The organism is Bacteroides sp. 14(A), from assembly GCF_000526555.1.
Lineage (GTDB): Bacteria > Bacteroidota > Bacteroidia > Bacteroidales > Bacteroidaceae > Bacteroides > Bacteroides cellulosilyticus.
The window spans coordinates 2,841,475-2,857,992 of record NZ_JAGH01000002.1; the positions used below are offsets into that span (position 1 = coordinate 2,841,475).

Below are 16,518 nucleotides of genomic sequence, written 5' to 3' on the forward strand. Positions count from 1 at the left end.
TCTTTCTTTTTTAATGGTTTGTTAGAATCCGATGTTAACACCAATTACAAAACTCTTGATTGTGGTAGGCGAACCGAATGTCTTCTTATTGTTGTCATAGTTCATTAAATCTGTATCCAGCCAGTCGCAAGCCTTGTAAATGGAGAATGGATTCATGGCCTGTACATATACTTTCAAATTGCTGAGTCCTGTGTTCTTCAGCTGTTTCGTTGTGAAGTTATAGCCTAATGAAATATTACGGACTTTGATGTAAGATCCATCCTGATAGCCCATAGAAGAACTGTAGGTATCGGCGGCTTCACCGTTTGACCCCGGAGAATAATATTCTGCGTTTTCGTTGGTGCCTGCTACCCAGTAATCAATTTTACGTTGCATGTAGCGTCCATCCAAGGTGAGTGAACCTTGGGGTACATCAAATCCCCAACGTGAAAGAATGAAGACAGACAGCTCGAAGTTCTTGTAATTGAATGTGTTAGTCCAGCCTGCTGTCCAGCGAGGACGTACGTGGCCTACAATCTGACGGTCGTTGGTTGCATCAATCTTATCATCATTATTAAGGTCTTTTACTTTGATCTGACCGGGTTTGCGGCCATATACGGCTGCTTCTTCCGCTTCCGAAGTTTTCCAGATACCATCATACACATAATCATAATATACACCGATTTCTTCTCCGACGAACCAGTTATTGTTTACGTCTTCAGTTCTGCCGTTGGACAGTTCATCAATCTTGTTTCTATCCATTGACCAGGTTACGGTACTGTTCCAGGTAAAATCTTTAGTCTCAACGGGAACGGCATTTACCTGTAAGTCGATACCCCAACCGGAAGTCTTACCGACGTTGGCATAAGTAGAAGTATAACCTGTCAGTGAAGGTATGGACATGGCCAGCAACAAATCATTGGTTTTAGTCTTGTAAGCATCAATACTACCGCTCAGTCTGTTATTAAAGAAGCCGTAGTCAATACCCAGGTTGTACTGCGTTGTTCTTTCCCATCCTAGTTCGGAGTTGGCCATCTTGGCGGGATCTTTTGCAGAAGGATCTGAAGGAACATAACCCAGAGAGGAGTCTGTCTGTCCCCAGTTGTAATACAAACCAGTGATGGCACCTTTAGTAGCATAAGCATCAATTGCAGCATTTCCGGTTACACCGACACCGAAACGGAGTTTTAATTGACTGAGCCAGTTAATGTCTTTCATGAAGTCTTCCTGATCAATGCGCCATGCCAAAGCTGCAGAGGGGAAACTGGCCCATTTGTGTCCCGGAGCCAACTGTGAGGCACCATCCCAACGCATGGAAGCTGTCAACAGATATTTATCTTTGAAACCATAGTTCACGCGGACCATATAAGATGCCATTTGAGTTTCAGTCAGTCCTGTACCAAAGGAACTCAGAGTGCCGGCAGTACCTAAATTGTACCATAACTCATCGGCAGAAGCAACGTTAGTGGCTCTCATATCGCCCATTTCGTAGTGATATGCTGAAGCTGACTGCATTAATGTCAGACCTAAATTATGGTGTTCGGCAAATCTCTTATTATAATAAATCAGGTTGTCCAATGTCCATGAACGCTTCTGTTCGTTTTTGTACTGGGCGCCGTTGTTACCATCACCATTGATACCTCCGGCGGCATTTGCAATTCCTAACGTATAGTATTGGAATTCAGGACCGAACTGGAGTCTGTACGAAAGACCTTCCAGCGGTTCCCATATTTTCCCGAAATCAACCTGGGCATACATACTGGCGTTGGCACGGAAAGTACGACGTTGGTTGGTGTTGTAGTCCAATTCCCGAATCGGATTGATGATATTTACATCACCATTAGGATTACGAATGTAGTCACCGTTTGAATCATAAGGCACAGTCCAGGGGAGCATACTTCTTAAAGCATTGTAAAGGTCGCCCGAACCGGTTACTGATTTGGAGAAATTGTAACCGTAATCCTGATCCGAATAAGAAGCATTGATTGAAGTTCCCATTTTGAAGAAATCTATCGGATTAATGTCAAATGAGGTCTTCAGGGTATAGCGTTCGTAAGCCTGTCCCGGTTGTGTACCTTTCTGGTTTAAATAACCGAATGAGGCATATCCCTGGAATTTTTCTGAACCGCCTGATGCACTTAAAGTATGCTCGTGGGTGATACCGGTTTGCTTTCCGTTGGATGCCCAGTCATAGGAACCGACTTTTGAAGCATCATAAGTTCCGTTTGACCATGCTTGCTCAATATTTGCCCATGAAGCGGCGACGCTGCCGAAAATAGCTTTATCAGCTGTATAATCGGGAGTTGCAGAAGCATAAGAACCCATGTTATACTTGGCAGTACGTGCATAGTCCAACCATTCTGCCGCACTCATCATCTCGGTTACATCATGCAATGTCTCAAAAGTGACTGTACCGGAATAGTTCAGCGTCACTTTTCCTTGTTTACCTTTCTTGGTAGTCACGAGGATTACGCCATTTGCACCGCGGGAACCATAAATGGCAGTTGCAGAAGCATCTTTCAGAATGTCGATAGCTTCAATATCCGAAGGATTGATGTTTTCGATGCCGCCGGTTTGGATAATCATACCGTCAACAACATACAAAGGACCTTGCTCCGCATCGATAGAACGTACACCGCGGATATTGATACCACCGACTTCACCCGGGCGTTGGCTGGATGTGATGTCCACACCGGCAGTTTTTCCCTGCATTCCTTCCAGCGCATTCTTGACAGGCATCGCTTTCAGTTCTTTTTCGCCTACGCGAGCCATAGCACCGGTTACGTCACTCTTCTTCTGAACGCCGTAACCTACTACTACAACTTCATCCAGCATGGCATTATCTTCCTGTAATGTCACTTGCAAATTCGTTTTCCCGGCAACGGAAATCTCCTGATCTTGATAGCCTATGAAAGAAATTGAGATAGTACCTTTATCCGGTACGTTGGAAAGAGTAAACCTGCCGTCCAGATCAGTGATAATTCCGTTAGTAGTACCTTTCACTACAACATTAGCACCGATGATCGGTTCTCCGGTTTGGTCAACCACAGTGCCCGAAACTGTTTTGCTTTGCGCATAAGCCCCTATAGCCAATACTGAAAACAAAGCGATGAGGAACAGCCGCTGGAGTTTACCCGTGCGACCAAACAAGCTTAAATTCTTGCTGTTTTTCATACTTTAATTATTAAGTTAAACAAAAGTTAGTTTTCTATTCTCTTAGGAGATTCTCAGGTCTCCTTGCTGTGAAAAAGTGTTGCAAATATACATGTATGGGGTAGAAAAGGGAATGTAGGATTGTGTCAAAGCATGGAAAATTCCGTCTTTCTGACTCGAAAATTGTGTCAATACTCATGGCTAAAATCAAAATGAATAGTCCCAATGGCATTTTAATTATTCCGGGTTTTCATATTAGTAATGTTGGTGATAGGCAGGTGAATATATAGGTCTATAGACTGCAATACTTAATAAATCTAAATGTTTTAACCTTTATGCACACTTCTCTATTATTAATTGCTTCCTTTAGGCAAATAATTGTCTTTTAAAGGCATCCTTTTTTTAAATCTTAATATTTTATGGACATTCGAAAGGTATATTTACTTATCCTGTTATGCACATTCTGTATCTTGTCTCCGGTGTATACACAGCAGTCTCTTTCTGATGAATTCAGGAAAGCGGCAGGAGATTATGCAGCGCTTTATACCAGTAAAGTGGAAGTGGGCTATAGTCCATATCTCTATATAAACCATCCTTATTGGGATACGGATGAGTTTAAGAAAGGAGCGGTTTGCTATGGTGGGTTAGTGTATACCGACCTGCAACTTCGATATGATACTTTTAAGAAGCAATTGATCGTAATTACTCCCGAAAAACGAATACTCCTCCAGGTTGACATGAGGAAAGTAGACTATTTCATTATTGGAGATAAAAAGTTTGTGCCGCATAACGATACTTTTGCTGCAATCCTATATGATAGTCCGCAAATGCGATTGACTCAGTATGTTCAGTGCAAAGTGGGGACGCCTGTTGAGAAAGGACGGATCAGCTATAGACAGTTCGAAAAGCCTGCACGTTTTGTTTTGTCTAAAGATGGGGTGGACCATACCGTGACTTCCCGTTCCAGTTTTCTGAAGCTCTTTCCGGCTTATAAGAAACAATTGAAGAAGTATGCAAAGGAAGAGCAATTGAGTTTTAATACGCTCTTTCGTGCAGAGTCGTTGACTGAGCTAACAAGACATGCAGATTCTCTAATTAATAAGAAATAGTTATGACAATATATAAAATAAGGTATATAGCAGCCATTCTGTTTATTATATCCCCTTTCGTGGCATTTGCACAGCAGCAGGCAGGAGATAGTATTTCTATTTTTGAACTGATAGATGCCGTTGAGAAAAACACTTCGTGCCGCATCTATACGACGATTGCAGAGCCGTTTAAAGTGAAAAAGGCTGAGACCTTAAAACCTACTGCTGAGAGTCTGCGACAAGCATTGACTGCAACACGTTATAAAGTTACTGTCTATGGCAACCGGATCTTCGTTCTGCCTGAAGCGTTTTTATCTACCACGCTTACTCCGATCTTGAAAGGAGAACAGATGAAGGAAGAAGAACAGGCCTCTTCTTTTATTCCTGTCGTAAAATCTTCTTCGGAGAATAAGGTTTACGAGATAGGGAACAGATATAAGCCTTCTTCGGAAGAGATGGTGGTGCTGACCGGAAAAGTAACGGATTTCAAGTCCGGACAGAATCTGGAAGGAATTAACATCGTCCACCGGGAACCGTGGGTTGCCACAGCTACCGACCGTCAGGGGAATTTTACCATTAAGCTTCCCGTCGGATATAATACCATTGAAATCAATGGACTGAATATAAAGGAAACACGCCGGCAGTTCATGGTGTATGGAGAGGGAGCTACCCACATAGAACTGGAAGAAGAAAACCATTTGCTGGATGAGGTTCTCATCGTCTCCGGGCGTATGCAGAATGTAAGGAGCACTCAGCTGGGAATGGAGAAGTTCCAGCCCAGTTTACTGAAGAACATTCCTACAGCTATGGGGGAGGTGGATTTACTGAAGATGCTTCAAACTCTTCCGGGTATCAAAACTGTGGGGGAGGCATCCAGTGGCTATAACGTGCGCGGAAGTGCTGCCGACCAGAATCTGTTGTTGCTGAATAATGGAACTATTTATAATCCGAACCACTTATTCGGTTTTTTCACTGCCTTTAATTCGGACATGATAAAGGATGCGGAACTTTATAAAAGCAGTATTCCCAGTCAGTATGGAGGGCGTATTGCATCCGTGCTGAATATAACAAGTAAAGAGGCGAGTAAGGAGAAGTTTACGGGTTCGGCGGGCATCGGACTTGTCACCAGTAAACTGAATCTTGAAATACCGATCATTAAAGAGAAGACTTCACTTCTTTTGAGCGGACGTACCACATACTCGGACTGGATCATGAAGATGCTGCCCGAAAAGAGTGGCTACCGTGATGGTAAAGCCGGATTTTACGATTTGGGAGGCGTATTCTCGCATACATTGAATGAGCGTAATAAACTAAATATATACGGCTATTACAGCCATGACCGTTTCGCTTTTAACGATAACCAGAAGTACGCTTACAACAATATGAACTTCTCTGCAAACTGGAGAAGCATATTCTCTGAGAAGCTGACGGCAAATTTCTCTTTCGGTTATGATCATTATGATTACCGGAATGATGAATCGGTAGAAGAGGCGGCAGCTGCCCGCTTGTCATTCGCTATCAACCAATGGTTTGGAAAGGTTGATTTTAGTTACAAGCTGGATAATAACCATACCTTGAACTTTGGGCTCATGAGCCAGTTCTATAATATCAACTCAGGAACTTATGAACCACTGTATGAAAGTTCGCTGGTGAAATGGGACCAGCTTCAAAAGGATAAAGCGCTGGAAAGTGCCATTTACATTGGAGACCAATGGGAGATAACCCCTAAACTATCCGTAAATGCGGGTATACGCTATTCCATGTTCAACCTTTTGGGTCCGCGCACGTATTATACTTATCAGGATGGTATGCTTCCTTCTTCCACCACCGTTGTTGACTCTGTATCAGTGGGTGGCGGAAAAGTGGTTAAGACCTATCAGGGGCCGGAGTTCAGATTGTCTGCCCGCTATGCTTTCAATGATGACTTCTCCGTAAAGGCAGGCTTCAACACCATGCGGCAGTATATTCATAAGGTATCGAATACTACCATTATGTCGCCTACGGATACCTGGAAACTGAGTGATACGAATATTAAACCCCAGAATGGCTGGCAGCTGGCAGCAGGGGCATATTATAATACACCCGGCCAGGTACTGGAGTTGTCGGTGGAAGGGTACTATAAGAAACTGAACGATTATCTGGATTATCGCAGTTCGGCCAGGCTGATCATGAATCATCATCTGGAAACGGACGTGATTAATACGGAAGGATATGCCTATGGCGTTGAATTCCAGGTAAAGAAGCCGTCCGGCAAGTTGAACGGATGGGCCAGTTATACATATTCGCGTACTTTCCTGCGCCAGAATGACCCGCGCATAGCCCGCCCGGTCAATGGTGGAGACTGGTATCCGACGGAGTATGACAAACCGCATGACTTCAAGTTGGTGGGAAACTATAAGTTTACCCGTCGTTACAGTGTGTCTTTCAATATGGATTATAGTACGGGTCGCCCTACTACCATTCCTGCCGGACAATATTACGACCAGGGATTGCAATCCATGCAGGTGTACTACACGGACCGTAACAGTTACCGGGTTCCCGATTACTTCCGTCTTGATCTTGCTTTCAATATAGAGCCGAGTCATCATCTGACTCTGCTGACGCATAGTTCTATTTCCTTCGGTGTCTATAACCTGACCGGAAGGAAGAATGTTTATTCCATTTATTATGTATCTGAGAATGGTAGTGTGCAGGGATATAAGATGTCCATTTTCGGCGCTCCTATTCCTTTTATTACTTATAACATAAAATTCTAAAGGGATATGAAGAAAAGAACGAATATAATAATCCTGATAAGTTTGCTCGGTTTTACTTTGAGCAACTGTATAGATGAGTTCGATGCTAAGATTCCGGACGGCGGTGTAGGCTTGCTGGTGGTTGAGGGTAATATTATATCAGACAGTACTGTCGTGTTTTCATTGAGCCGTACTTTTTCCTTAAATGAAGATGACTTGCCTTCGGGATATAATAAGATTACAGCCGATGTCAGTGTTGTGGGAGAAGACGGTTCGCGCATAGCGGGAACTTCCATTGGTGACGGACGGTATCAGGTACGGATAGGAACGCTGAATAAGCAAGTGCGTTACGGACTGGAAATTGTATATGAAGGGGATACGTATAATTCTGAACTACAGTATCCGATAGAAACGGCTGCAATCGAAGAGGTCACTTTTGAGCAGCCGGAAGATTACGGGGATATACACATTCGCCTCTCTACGCGCAATGCAGGGGCTACAGGACCGGCATATTATATCTGGACTTATGAGGAAGACTGGGAAGTAAGGGCGGCATTTTATTCTAAATGGATATATGATCCTGTGACAGATGAAGTACATATTTATGAAACAGCACCTTATGCGCAAGGCTGGATTCATGCGGAGTCCACTAAAACGCTTGTTGGCTCTACGGAATCGAATGCCGAAAATCTATTGAAGAATAAAAAAATGTATTCTTTTGCCTCCGACAATCTCCGCGCTTCGTATTATTACAGTACGTTGATGAAGCAGAGAGCCTTGTCAAAAGGAGAGTTCGAGTATTATGAGAACAAGGTGAAATTGAGCGAAGAGATGGGCGGTTTGTTCACTCCCCAACCCTCGGAACTGCCTACTAATATCACTTGCAGCAATTCGGATAAACAAGCCATTGGTTATGTGGGAGTCAATATGAATGTAAGCGAGTACCGTCTTTATATTTCTACCAATGACATACAATATGATAATCCGTATGAGTGTAGTCTTTTACCGGATGGAGAAACGGAAAACAAAAGTAATTATGATTTATATATAGCGGGATATCGCATTGCCTTTTCTGAAATGACGGGGTATCAGTGGGCTAAAAAGGAATGTACTGATGTGCGTAGTTTGGGGGCGACTCTCAATAAACCTTCTTTCTGGCCGTTACCGGACAGGGGATATTAATATCGGAGTATTATGAAAAGAATTATATCGATCATTATTGGTTTGATTTCGGTGCTGGGCTTACAGGCGCAGGTCACTGAATGTATGCGAATATATACGGATAAGGATAATTATCTGGCAGGAGAAGATTTGTGGATAAAAGTCTGTGTGACGGATTCGGCAGAAGCTCCGTTCAGTAAAGTGGCTTATGTGGAGATCAGCGATATGCGCCAGGTGTATGCACAAGGCAAGATTGCCTTGAAGAATGGAACCGGATGGGGGCGTATCAAATTCCCGCAAACTATGCATTCGGGTGCCTATCAGCTTACGGCTTATACCCGTTACATGAGAAATCAGTCAGCAGACCGCTTCCCGAAGAAATATATTGCTGTTCTGAACGCCAGTCAGGCCACGGACGGAGATGATGTGGAATTATTAAAAGATTCGGTTTCTTTGACTTCGGGTAATCCGGTACTTTCGTCGTTACGTTTGTCAACCGATAAAGCCGTGTATGGAAATCGCAGTAAGGTGACTTTGAAGTTACCGGAACTGCCGGGTGATCTGAAGGATTTTTCTTTGTCTGTGGTGAGAAGGGATTGTGCGTTACAGGCTTTTCCGTCTGCCGTTGAAGTGCAAAAAAACAATAAGACTGCCGGAGAACGCTTTATTGCCGAGTGCGAAGGACATATTGTGACCGGAAGATTAATAGGAGCATCGGCCGATTCGGTGAATGCCCGGCTATCGTGTGTTGGAAAGGATATCCGTATCTTTGACGGGCAACTACAGTCCGATGGCACTTACGCCTTCTATACCTCGGAAATCATGAATACCCAAGATATAGTGTTGACGGCTTTGCCGGGAAAAGGACGTGCGGGCCGGTTGGAAGTAATATCTCCTTTTGCAGAAGTGCTGCCCGCGAAACTTCCCAAGCTTCGATTGGCATATGATGAGGAAGCATTGATAGAACGTAGTATCGGAGCGCAATTACACCACATCTTACCGGTAGATTCCACTCACGAACAGGCTGTGTTGGAACAGTTGCACGATTTCACCCCTTCACTCAGTTATAATCTGGATGAATATGTTCGTTTCAATACGGTCCGTGAAGCTTTTGTAGAATTTGTAATGGGAGTACGCGTAAGCAAGGCGGATGGCGCAACGATTATCAGAATATTGCAGGATGATGTAAAGCGGTTCAGTAGCTTAAAAGCGTTGGTACTGATAGACGGAGTTCCTATTGAAGATCATGATGCAGTATTGGACTATAATGCGCGTTTATTGCATTATATTCATCAGTATAGCGGCAGATATACGTTTGGCGGTAAACTGTACGATGGAATCATTTCGATGATAACACATCGTGGAACCCTTCCCGGACTACGCCTGGATGAGAATTCCCAATTGTTTGCTTATGAATTCCCGCAGAACCGTCCTGATTTTACAGCTCCGGTATATGACTCGGAAGAGCAACTGCATTCACGTATTCCCGATTTCCGCCACACGCTTTATTGGAATCCGGATATTACGTCTGCAACGAATACTGTCAGTTTCTACACATCGGATATGAAAGGAACTTATGTGGCAACCCTGCAAGGGATTAACAGCAAAGGAGAGTGTGTACAAGTACAAGGTGAGTTTGTAGTACGATAGTATATTCCTTTCAGGCTCTTCTCTTAGTATCCTCATGCAAAAGATGGCATCTTTAACATCAAAAGATGCCATCTTTTGTAGCATAACATGGCACCTTTCGCAGCAAAAGATGCCATCTTTTGCATAAGAGGATTATGAGATGAACCTGAAAGGTCTTATTCTTCCACCTGAAAGGGTTGTATCTTCCGGTTCCAATAGCCTGTATTGTTCATACTAGGAGTTAAAGCAAACACCAGTACGCCTGCTGTCGGAATCTCTGTAGTTCCGATCAAAGCTTTGGCTCCTTCAGGGAGGGTAAAGTTATAAGGTTTGTCGCTATAATTAAGGACTATCCCCAAACCGTTGCGGTATTCCATTGTCACACCATAGGGCAGATCCATTACAGGGATGTTTAGTTTCGCATAGAGTTTTTTAAGAACATCCCTTTCCAAGGTTCCGTCCGTACTGTCGATTCCTATGTATGTGATAGTACCTTTGCCAAGTTTACGGGTAGTAATGGCCGGTTTTCCTTCATAAAATTCTTCGATATACTTTCCCCAGATCTGGCAATCCTTGCTTGGTTTTAGTATTTCTCCCCAAGTGTTCCAGGTGTATTCTTTGCCATCCATCACAAACTTTCCCGGTTCTTCGGGGAGCAACAGGTCATAAAATTCCATTTCATTTCCCGTCAGGTCGTAGATAAGCGAGCCGAAAGGAGCTTCCGGTAAACGCCCGTAACGGTCTTTCTGTGCCGTGCGACAGGTTAATACCAGATTACCTCCATTTCTTACGTATTCATTCCAGCGGTCTGCCAATGTCTTGTCCGCCATCTGATAGGCAGGAGCGATGACTACCGGATACTGTGACAGGTCTTTGCTTTCATTGATGATATCGACCGGAGCACCGAAACTCTTCAAGGTGCGGTAATACTTGTCGATATGTGCCATTGTATTCCAGGTGCGGTTTTGTTTTTGTCTTTCGATGCTCCATGCGTTTTCATGGTTGAAAAGAATGGCGGTGCGACGGGCTTGATAATCGGCAGGCTTCACATCACGTGCCTTTGCCTGCGTGCGCAGTTGCTTCACTTCCTTAATGAATTGCTCGAATTCACGTCCTCCGGGAGTGATGGTTGTTCCGTCCGTATTCACAATTCCGTAATGATATTGCTCTGTTCCGTAAAGCGGTTGGCGATAACGGTATGTACAAATAAAATCACTTCCGCCCGCAAATACGCTCCAAAGCCATAGCCGGACAGCACCGGGCAGCGGTTGCGGATTGATGCTTCCCCAATTCACTTGTCCCGGTTGTAACTCCATCACACCGTAAGTTCCCTGTACGGGACGGAAAAAATCGTTGGCGAAAGCAATGCGTAGAGGGTTTCCTACCCGGTATCCGCGACGCCCGATACCTTCGTTGTCACCGTAAACCATGTAGCGGGTGTAGCTCACAAAATCCAGATCGGGACTTCCACCGATGTGTCCTTCATCGTAGTTGGGAATATAATTGGTGGTTACCCATTGGTTGCGGGCATACTTCTTAATCAGCAGACATTGCTCGTTCAGGAAATCATTGGTCTGCCGGGCTGCAAAGCGCCGGTAATCCAATATCTGGTGATGATTCATAAACATCTGTGCGGTCTTGGGGAGAGTGATTTCATCGAAAGCGGAGTAGACTTCACTCCAGAAAGCAGTGCCCCAGGCATCATTCAATTCTTTGATATTATTATGATATTTATTCCTCAGGAAATCACGGAACGCTACTTCCGCGGCCTGGTTATAATCGAATTGTACGGCAGGCTCATTGTCGAGTTGCCAGCCCACAATACGGGGATCGTTGCCATAATGTTGCGCCAGTTTTTCTATCATCTTGTAGGAAAGCTCCCGATAGCGGGGAGAAGCGAACGAGGCATGCTGACGTGCACCGTGGTCGAGGAGTGTTCCGTCTTCGTATTTAATCAGGATTTCAGGATATTTGCGGCTTAACCAGACGGGTGGGGTGGCGGTGGAGGTACACATCACTACTTTTAGTTTGTATTTATCTGCCAGAGCGACTGCTTTGTCCAACCAGGCAAAATCAAATTTACCTTCTTCCGGTTCCAATTGTGCCCAGGCGAATTCGGCGAAGTGGGTGAACTCAAAACCTAAGTCGTGCATTTGCTTGAAGTCGCGTTCCCACTGGCTTTCGTCCCAATGTTCGGGATAGTAGTAGACGCCGGTCAGGGTGAGGTCTTTGTCATTGAACCAAGTGGACTGTGCAAAGAGCATTCCGCTCATCAGGCATGTACAGAGTAGGGTGAAGATCTGCTTTTTCATGGATGTTTTTCTTGATGGATTTATATGTATACAAAGGTAAGCTACCCATGAAAAAGAGCCTATGGAAAATAGTGCAATTCCCTGCAATATAGGACTCTTTTAGATGAATTTCCATGCAAATGTACATGTTTCCATTCATTGAGACAGTGAAATGGGCTATTTTCGCAACATGAATTAATGAACGGAATAATGGATACATAATAACCACATCATGAAAAAGAAGCTAATAGGAGTTTTCCTTCTAATGAGTCTCGTTTGCGGAAGCATCAGTGCGCAAGGATTGCCTGACAGAAAAGAGACGCTCGAAACCTTAATAAAAGTGAATAATTACTTCATGAAGAAGTACGCAGACTATCGTACTCCGTCTTATAATGGTATTATTCGTCCCAGCAATATCTGGACAAGGGGAGTGTACTATGAAGGACTGATGGCGTTGCATTCCGTTTTTCCTCGGGAAGAGTATTATGATTACGCTTATCAGTGGGCCGATTATCATAAATGGGGAATGCGTAACGGGAATACTACCCGCAATGCGGACGACCAGTGTTGCGGACAGGTTTATATCGAATTGTATAATATCTGTCCTGACCCGGAGATGATTAAGAATATCAAGGTCAATATTGACATGGTGGTTAATACTCCGCAGGTGAATGATTGGTGGTGGGTGGATGCCATACAGATGGCGATGCCTATTTATGCTAAGCTGGGTAAACTGACAGGAGAGCGGAAATATACTGATAAGATGTGGGAATTGTATAGCTATACCCGCAATGAATATGCCAAGAACGGACTGTTCAATCCTAAAGACGGGTTGTGGTGGAGAGATCATGATTTTGTTCCGCCTTATAAAGAACCTAATGGGGAAGATTGTTATTGGAGTAGGGGCAATGGTTGGGCTTATGCCGCACTGGTACGGGTGCTGGAAGAAATTCCGGCGGATGAGGTGCATCGTGTGGATTATGTCAATGACTTCCTGGCCATGAGTAAGGCAATAAAGAAATGTCAGCGTAAGGATGGTTTCTGGAATGTGAGTTTGCATGATGAGACAAACTTCGGTGGGAAAGAGACAAGTGGTACGGCTTTGTTCGTTTATGGAATGGCTTGGGGCGTGCGTAATGGCTTGTTGGATAAAAAAGAGTATCTTCCGGTATTGCTGAAGGCCTGGAATGCGATGGTGCAGGATGCTGTTCATCCGGACGGGTGTCTGGGGTATGTACAGGGAACGGGAAAGGAACCAAAGGATGGCCAGCCGGTGACTTATGATAAAATACCTGATTTTGAGGATTATGGTATAGGATGTTTCTTGCTGGCTGGTACGGAAGTGTATAAATTGAATTAATTAGTAACAGATTTCATAGATTATAGTATAATTGATAAAAGAATCAATTAGGAGGAAGGAGGGGCTGTGAAGTCGTTCCTTTTCTTTTTCTTTGCATATAAATGATAATTTATCGGCGAGGGAATGGGTACGCGGACTACGCGGATAAGGCGGACGAACGCGGACTTTAATCTTTTAGACGCGGATGACACGGATGACGCGGATTTTTAAAGCTGCGCTATACATACCGGCATATCACACCGAAGGAAAAAAGAATCCGCGTCATCCGTGTCATCCGTGTCTGAAAGATTACTTGCACGCCGAAGGAGAACCTTGCTCCAGCGCTACGCTGGTAAATTATCATTTATTAATCTGACGAATTAACTAACTAACATAAAATGAAAGAAGTATGAGACAGCTTATTGCATTAATAATTTTAGGACTATCTATAACTTTGAATGTCGGAGCACAAAGTTACAAGTTCGATTTTACCTCCGGTAAGAAAACGAAGGACGGATATATCAAGATAACATCTGCTGATCGGTATTCCAATGCGAAAGGCTACGGATATGATCTCTCTCCGTCTCCGGATGGAAAGAACCACGCTCCTTTCTTTTTTTCAGTTGCCGTACCGGACGGGAATTATCACGTCACAGCTATCATCGGCAGTAAACGCAGTGCAGGAGAGACAACACTCCGAGGAGAATCACGCCGCCTCTTTTACGAAAATGTAAAAACAAAGAAAGGAGAATTGCTCCCTTGTTCCTTTACCATTAACAAACGCGATATCCACATCTCCGACAAAGAAGATGTGCGCATCAAGCCGCGCGAACGCAGCAAGCTGAATTGGGATGACAAACTGACTTTAGAGTTTAACGGAGATACTCCTCAGCTGACCGAACTAATCATTGAGCGTATAGAAAATGTTCCTACAGTCTTTTTATGCGGTAACTCCACTGTAGTGGATCAGGATAATGAACCTTGGGCCAGTTGGGGACAGATGGTTCCCCGTTTCTTTACCGATAGCATTTGCTTTGCCAACTATGCCGAATCCGGAGAGTCTGCCAATACTTTCATTGCTGCCGGACGTTTGAAGAAAGCCTTGACGCAGATGAAATCGGGAGATTATATCTTCATGGAATTCGGACACAACGATCAGAAGCAGAAAGGTCCCGGCAAAGGTGCCTTCTATTCTTTTATGACAAGTCTGAAAACCTTTGTTGATGAAGCCCGTGCCCGTGGAGTGCACCCCGTATTGGTAACTCCTACCCAAAGACGTAGCTTCGATGAAAATGGAAAGATTAAAGATACCCATCTTGATTTTCCCGATGCAGTGCGCTGGCTGGCGGAAAAGGAAAATATTCCTTTGATAGACCTGCATGCCATGACGCGTATTCTGTATGAGGCTATGGGAGTGGAGGAATCCAAGCATGCTTTCGTACACTATCCTGCCAATACCTATCCGGGGCAAGACAAACCTTTGGCGGATAATACTCATTTTAATCCGTATGGTGCTTATCAGATAGCCAAATGCGTTATTGAAGGAATGAAACAAGCCGGATTACCTTTGGTGAAGTATTTACGGACGGATAATGAAGGATATGATCCTGCCTGTCCGGATGCTCGCGAAACTTTTAAGTGGAATGAAAGTCCGTTTACGGAACTGGAAAAGCCGGACGGTAATTGAGAGAGGTTTTAGGGAACCAACCTCTCTATATCCGGAATCACTATTTCTCCCCGGTGTAATTCCAACAGGCCGTCTTCTTGCATGCCATTCAATGCTTTCGATACTCCCAATCGTGTATCATTGATGGCATTTGCAAGTTCTTCCATCTTGATTTTCAGTATCTTTTCTCCGGAAGGACGTTCGATGTGGGAGAGGATAAAATCGGCGATCCGCGCTTCGAGCTTCTCCGGAACTTTCGTCCACAAACGGTTATAGCACGTTTGTGCCCGGTTACTGATGATATTCATATAGTTGAGGCGGAAAATTTCATATCTGAACAGGTCGTTCATCACAAATGCCTTACTGATAGTTACGGTATTTACTTCTGTACGAGCTATGTGAGTGGATACGTAAGACGTATTCATGCCGAACAAAGATTGCGGTTCAATCAGGTATGGTGCCTGAAAATACTCCGTGAAGGTGTAAGAGTTATCTGTGGATGAGGTGGATGAAGCGATTTCCCCGTTCAAGATAAATATTAACTGTCCACATGTTGTTCCTTTTTTTACTAAAGTTTCTCCAACTTTATGCTTGGTGAAATGTAATTTTACTTTTCCCAATATATTAGTGAAGTCCTCATGAGCGAGTCCTTGAAACAGTGGCAATTGGAGCAGGGTGTCATACATCGTTTCCATATCTTTATCAACTTCTTGTTTGAAAACAAATGTAAGCATAATCGCTATGTACCGTAAACACTTTGCCTTTCTTTTTGTTTTTTTTATTATTTCTTAAACGTGCTATTCATTCAGGCAATTAAATCTTGTGGAATGCATAAAAATCGATTATCTTTGCAAAAAAAAGGAGGGACACATGTTTGCAGCATTCAATTTACAACAAATGATCAGTGCTTTTATTGTACTGTTCGCAGTTATCGATATCATTGGTTCTATTCCTATCATCATCAATTTGAAGGAAAAAGGCAAAGAAGTGAACGCGCTGAAGGCTACGTTAATATCTTTTGCATTGTTGATTGGCTTTTTCTACGCAGGAGACATGATGTTAAAGTTATTTCATGTAGATATTGAATCGTTTGCGGTGGCCGGTGCATTTGTTATCTTCCTGATGTCGCTGGAAATGATTCTGGATGTAGAGATATTTAAGAATCAGGGACCTATTAAGGAAGCGACTTTAGTGCCGCTGGTTTTCCCGTTGCTGGCGGGTGCCGGTGCATTTACCACCTTGCTTTCCCTCCGTGCGGAGTATGCCAGTGTTAATATTATCATCGCTTTGGTGCTGAATATGATATGGGTGTATTTTGTTGTTAGTATGACCGGGCGTGTGGAACGCTTCCTGGGTAAGGGCGGTATTTATATTATCCGTAAGTTTTTCGGTATCATTCTGTTGGCTATTTCGGTGAGGCTGTTTATGGCGAACATTACGTTGCTGGTGGAGGCGTTACATAAAACATAAATATTCT

Annotated in this window: 10 protein-coding genes; 7 read left to right on the plus strand and 3 right to left on the minus strand. The window is 43.8% G+C overall.

The genetic code is table 11. The features are described 5' to 3' along the window. Positions 1 to 21: 21 nt before the first annotated feature. On the minus strand, positions 22 to 3,153 hold the full coding sequence (locus K429_RS0118280; protein ID WP_026367839.1) for a TonB-dependent receptor: 3,132 nt from the start codon (positions 3,151 to 3,153) through the stop codon (positions 22 to 24). A 398-nt stretch (positions 3,154 to 3,551) separates the two neighbouring features. Between K429_RS0118280 and K429_RS0118285 the strand changes: the two genes are divergently transcribed. Genes K429_RS0118285 through K429_RS0118300 form a run of 4 tightly spaced genes read left to right on the plus strand, consistent with a single transcriptional unit; the run spans position 3,552 to position 9,766 of the window. Further along, positions 3,552 to 4,241 carry a hypothetical protein gene (locus K429_RS0118285; RefSeq protein ID WP_044096739.1) on the plus strand — a complete coding sequence of 230 codons (690 nt, stop codon included), beginning with the start codon at positions 3,552 to 3,554 and terminating at the stop codon, positions 4,239 to 4,241. Between the two features lie 2 nt (positions 4,242 to 4,243). Further along, positions 4,244 to 6,976, plus strand: coding sequence for a TonB-dependent receptor domain-containing protein (locus tag K429_RS0118290; RefSeq protein WP_026367841.1), 2,733 nt, complete (start codon positions 4,244 to 4,246; stop codon positions 6,974 to 6,976). Between the two features lie 6 nt (positions 6,977 to 6,982). Next, on the plus strand, positions 6,983 to 8,137 hold the full coding sequence (locus K429_RS0118295) for a DUF4249 domain-containing protein (protein WP_026367842.1): 1,155 nt from the start codon (positions 6,983 to 6,985) through the stop codon (positions 8,135 to 8,137). A gap of 12 nt (positions 8,138 to 8,149) precedes the next feature. After that, positions 8,150 to 9,766: a hypothetical protein gene (locus K429_RS0118300; RefSeq protein ID WP_026367843.1), complete on the plus strand. Its 1,617-nt coding sequence runs from the start codon at positions 8,150 to 8,152 to the stop codon at positions 9,764 to 9,766. 155 nt (positions 9,767 to 9,921) lie between these two features. On the opposite strand, the gene K429_RS0118305 is transcribed toward K429_RS0118300, so the two are convergent. Beyond that, positions 9,922 to 12,018 (minus strand): beta-galactosidase, encoded by a 2,097-nt coding sequence (locus K429_RS0118305; RefSeq protein ID WP_369796090.1) that lies wholly within the window; start codon positions 12,016 to 12,018, stop codon positions 9,922 to 9,924. Between the two features lie 250 nt (positions 12,019 to 12,268). On the opposite strand from K429_RS0118305, the gene K429_RS0118310 reads away from it, so the two are divergent. Beyond that, positions 12,269 to 13,396, plus strand: coding sequence for a glycoside hydrolase family 88 protein (locus K429_RS0118310; protein ID WP_026367845.1), 1,128 nt, complete (start codon positions 12,269 to 12,271; stop codon positions 13,394 to 13,396). Between the two features lie 388 nt (positions 13,397 to 13,784). Further along, complete coding sequence (locus K429_RS0118315; RefSeq protein WP_026367846.1) at positions 13,785 to 15,062, plus strand: rhamnogalacturonan acetylesterase; 1,278 nt, start codon at positions 13,785 to 13,787, stop codon at positions 15,060 to 15,062. A gap of 8 nt (positions 15,063 to 15,070) precedes the next feature. Here the strand turns inward: K429_RS0118315 and K429_RS0118320 are convergent, their stop codons facing one another. Further along, a complete protein-coding gene (locus K429_RS0118320; RefSeq protein WP_026367847.1) occupies positions 15,071 to 15,736 on the minus strand; it encodes a Crp/Fnr family transcriptional regulator in 666 nt (221 codons plus the stop codon). 175 nt (positions 15,737 to 15,911) lie between these two features. On the opposite strand from K429_RS0118320, the gene K429_RS0118325 reads away from it, so the two are divergent. Beyond that, positions 15,912 to 16,511, plus strand: coding sequence for a MarC family protein (locus tag K429_RS0118325; protein ID WP_007215438.1), 600 nt, complete (start codon positions 15,912 to 15,914; stop codon positions 16,509 to 16,511). Positions 16,512 to 16,518 lie beyond the last annotated feature (7 nt).

What these genes read in the sequence shown, in the direction of transcription:
- K429_RS0118295 (WP_026367842.1), top strand. Translation starts at nt 6,983, where the DNA reads ATGAAGAAAAGAACGAATATAATAATCCTGATAAGTTTGCTCGGTTTT.
- K429_RS0118290 (WP_026367841.1), top strand. Translation starts at nt 4,244, where the DNA reads ATGACAATATATAAAATAAGGTATATAGCAGCCATTCTGTTTATTATA.
- K429_RS0118280 (WP_026367839.1), bottom strand. Translation starts at nt 3,153, where the DNA reads ATGAAAAACAGCAAGAATTTAAGCTTGTTTGGTCGCACGGGTAAACTC.
- K429_RS0118285 (WP_044096739.1), top strand. Translation starts at nt 3,552, where the DNA reads ATGGACATTCGAAAGGTATATTTACTTATCCTGTTATGCACATTCTGT.
- K429_RS0118325 (WP_007215438.1), top strand. Translation starts at nt 15,912, where the DNA reads ATGTTTGCAGCATTCAATTTACAACAAATGATCAGTGCTTTTATTGTA.
- K429_RS0118310 (WP_026367845.1), top strand. Translation starts at nt 12,269, where the DNA reads ATGAAAAAGAAGCTAATAGGAGTTTTCCTTCTAATGAGTCTCGTTTGC.
- K429_RS0118300 (WP_026367843.1), top strand. Translation starts at nt 8,150, where the DNA reads ATGAAAAGAATTATATCGATCATTATTGGTTTGATTTCGGTGCTGGGC.
- K429_RS0118320 (WP_026367847.1), bottom strand. Translation starts at nt 15,736, where the DNA reads ATGGAAACGATGTATGACACCCTGCTCCAATTGCCACTGTTTCAAGGA.
- K429_RS0118315 (WP_026367846.1), top strand. Translation starts at nt 13,785, where the DNA reads ATGAGACAGCTTATTGCATTAATAATTTTAGGACTATCTATAACTTTG.
- K429_RS0118305 (WP_369796090.1), bottom strand. Translation starts at nt 12,018, where the DNA reads ATGAGCGGAATGCTCTTTGCACAGTCCACTTGGTTCAATGACAAAGAC.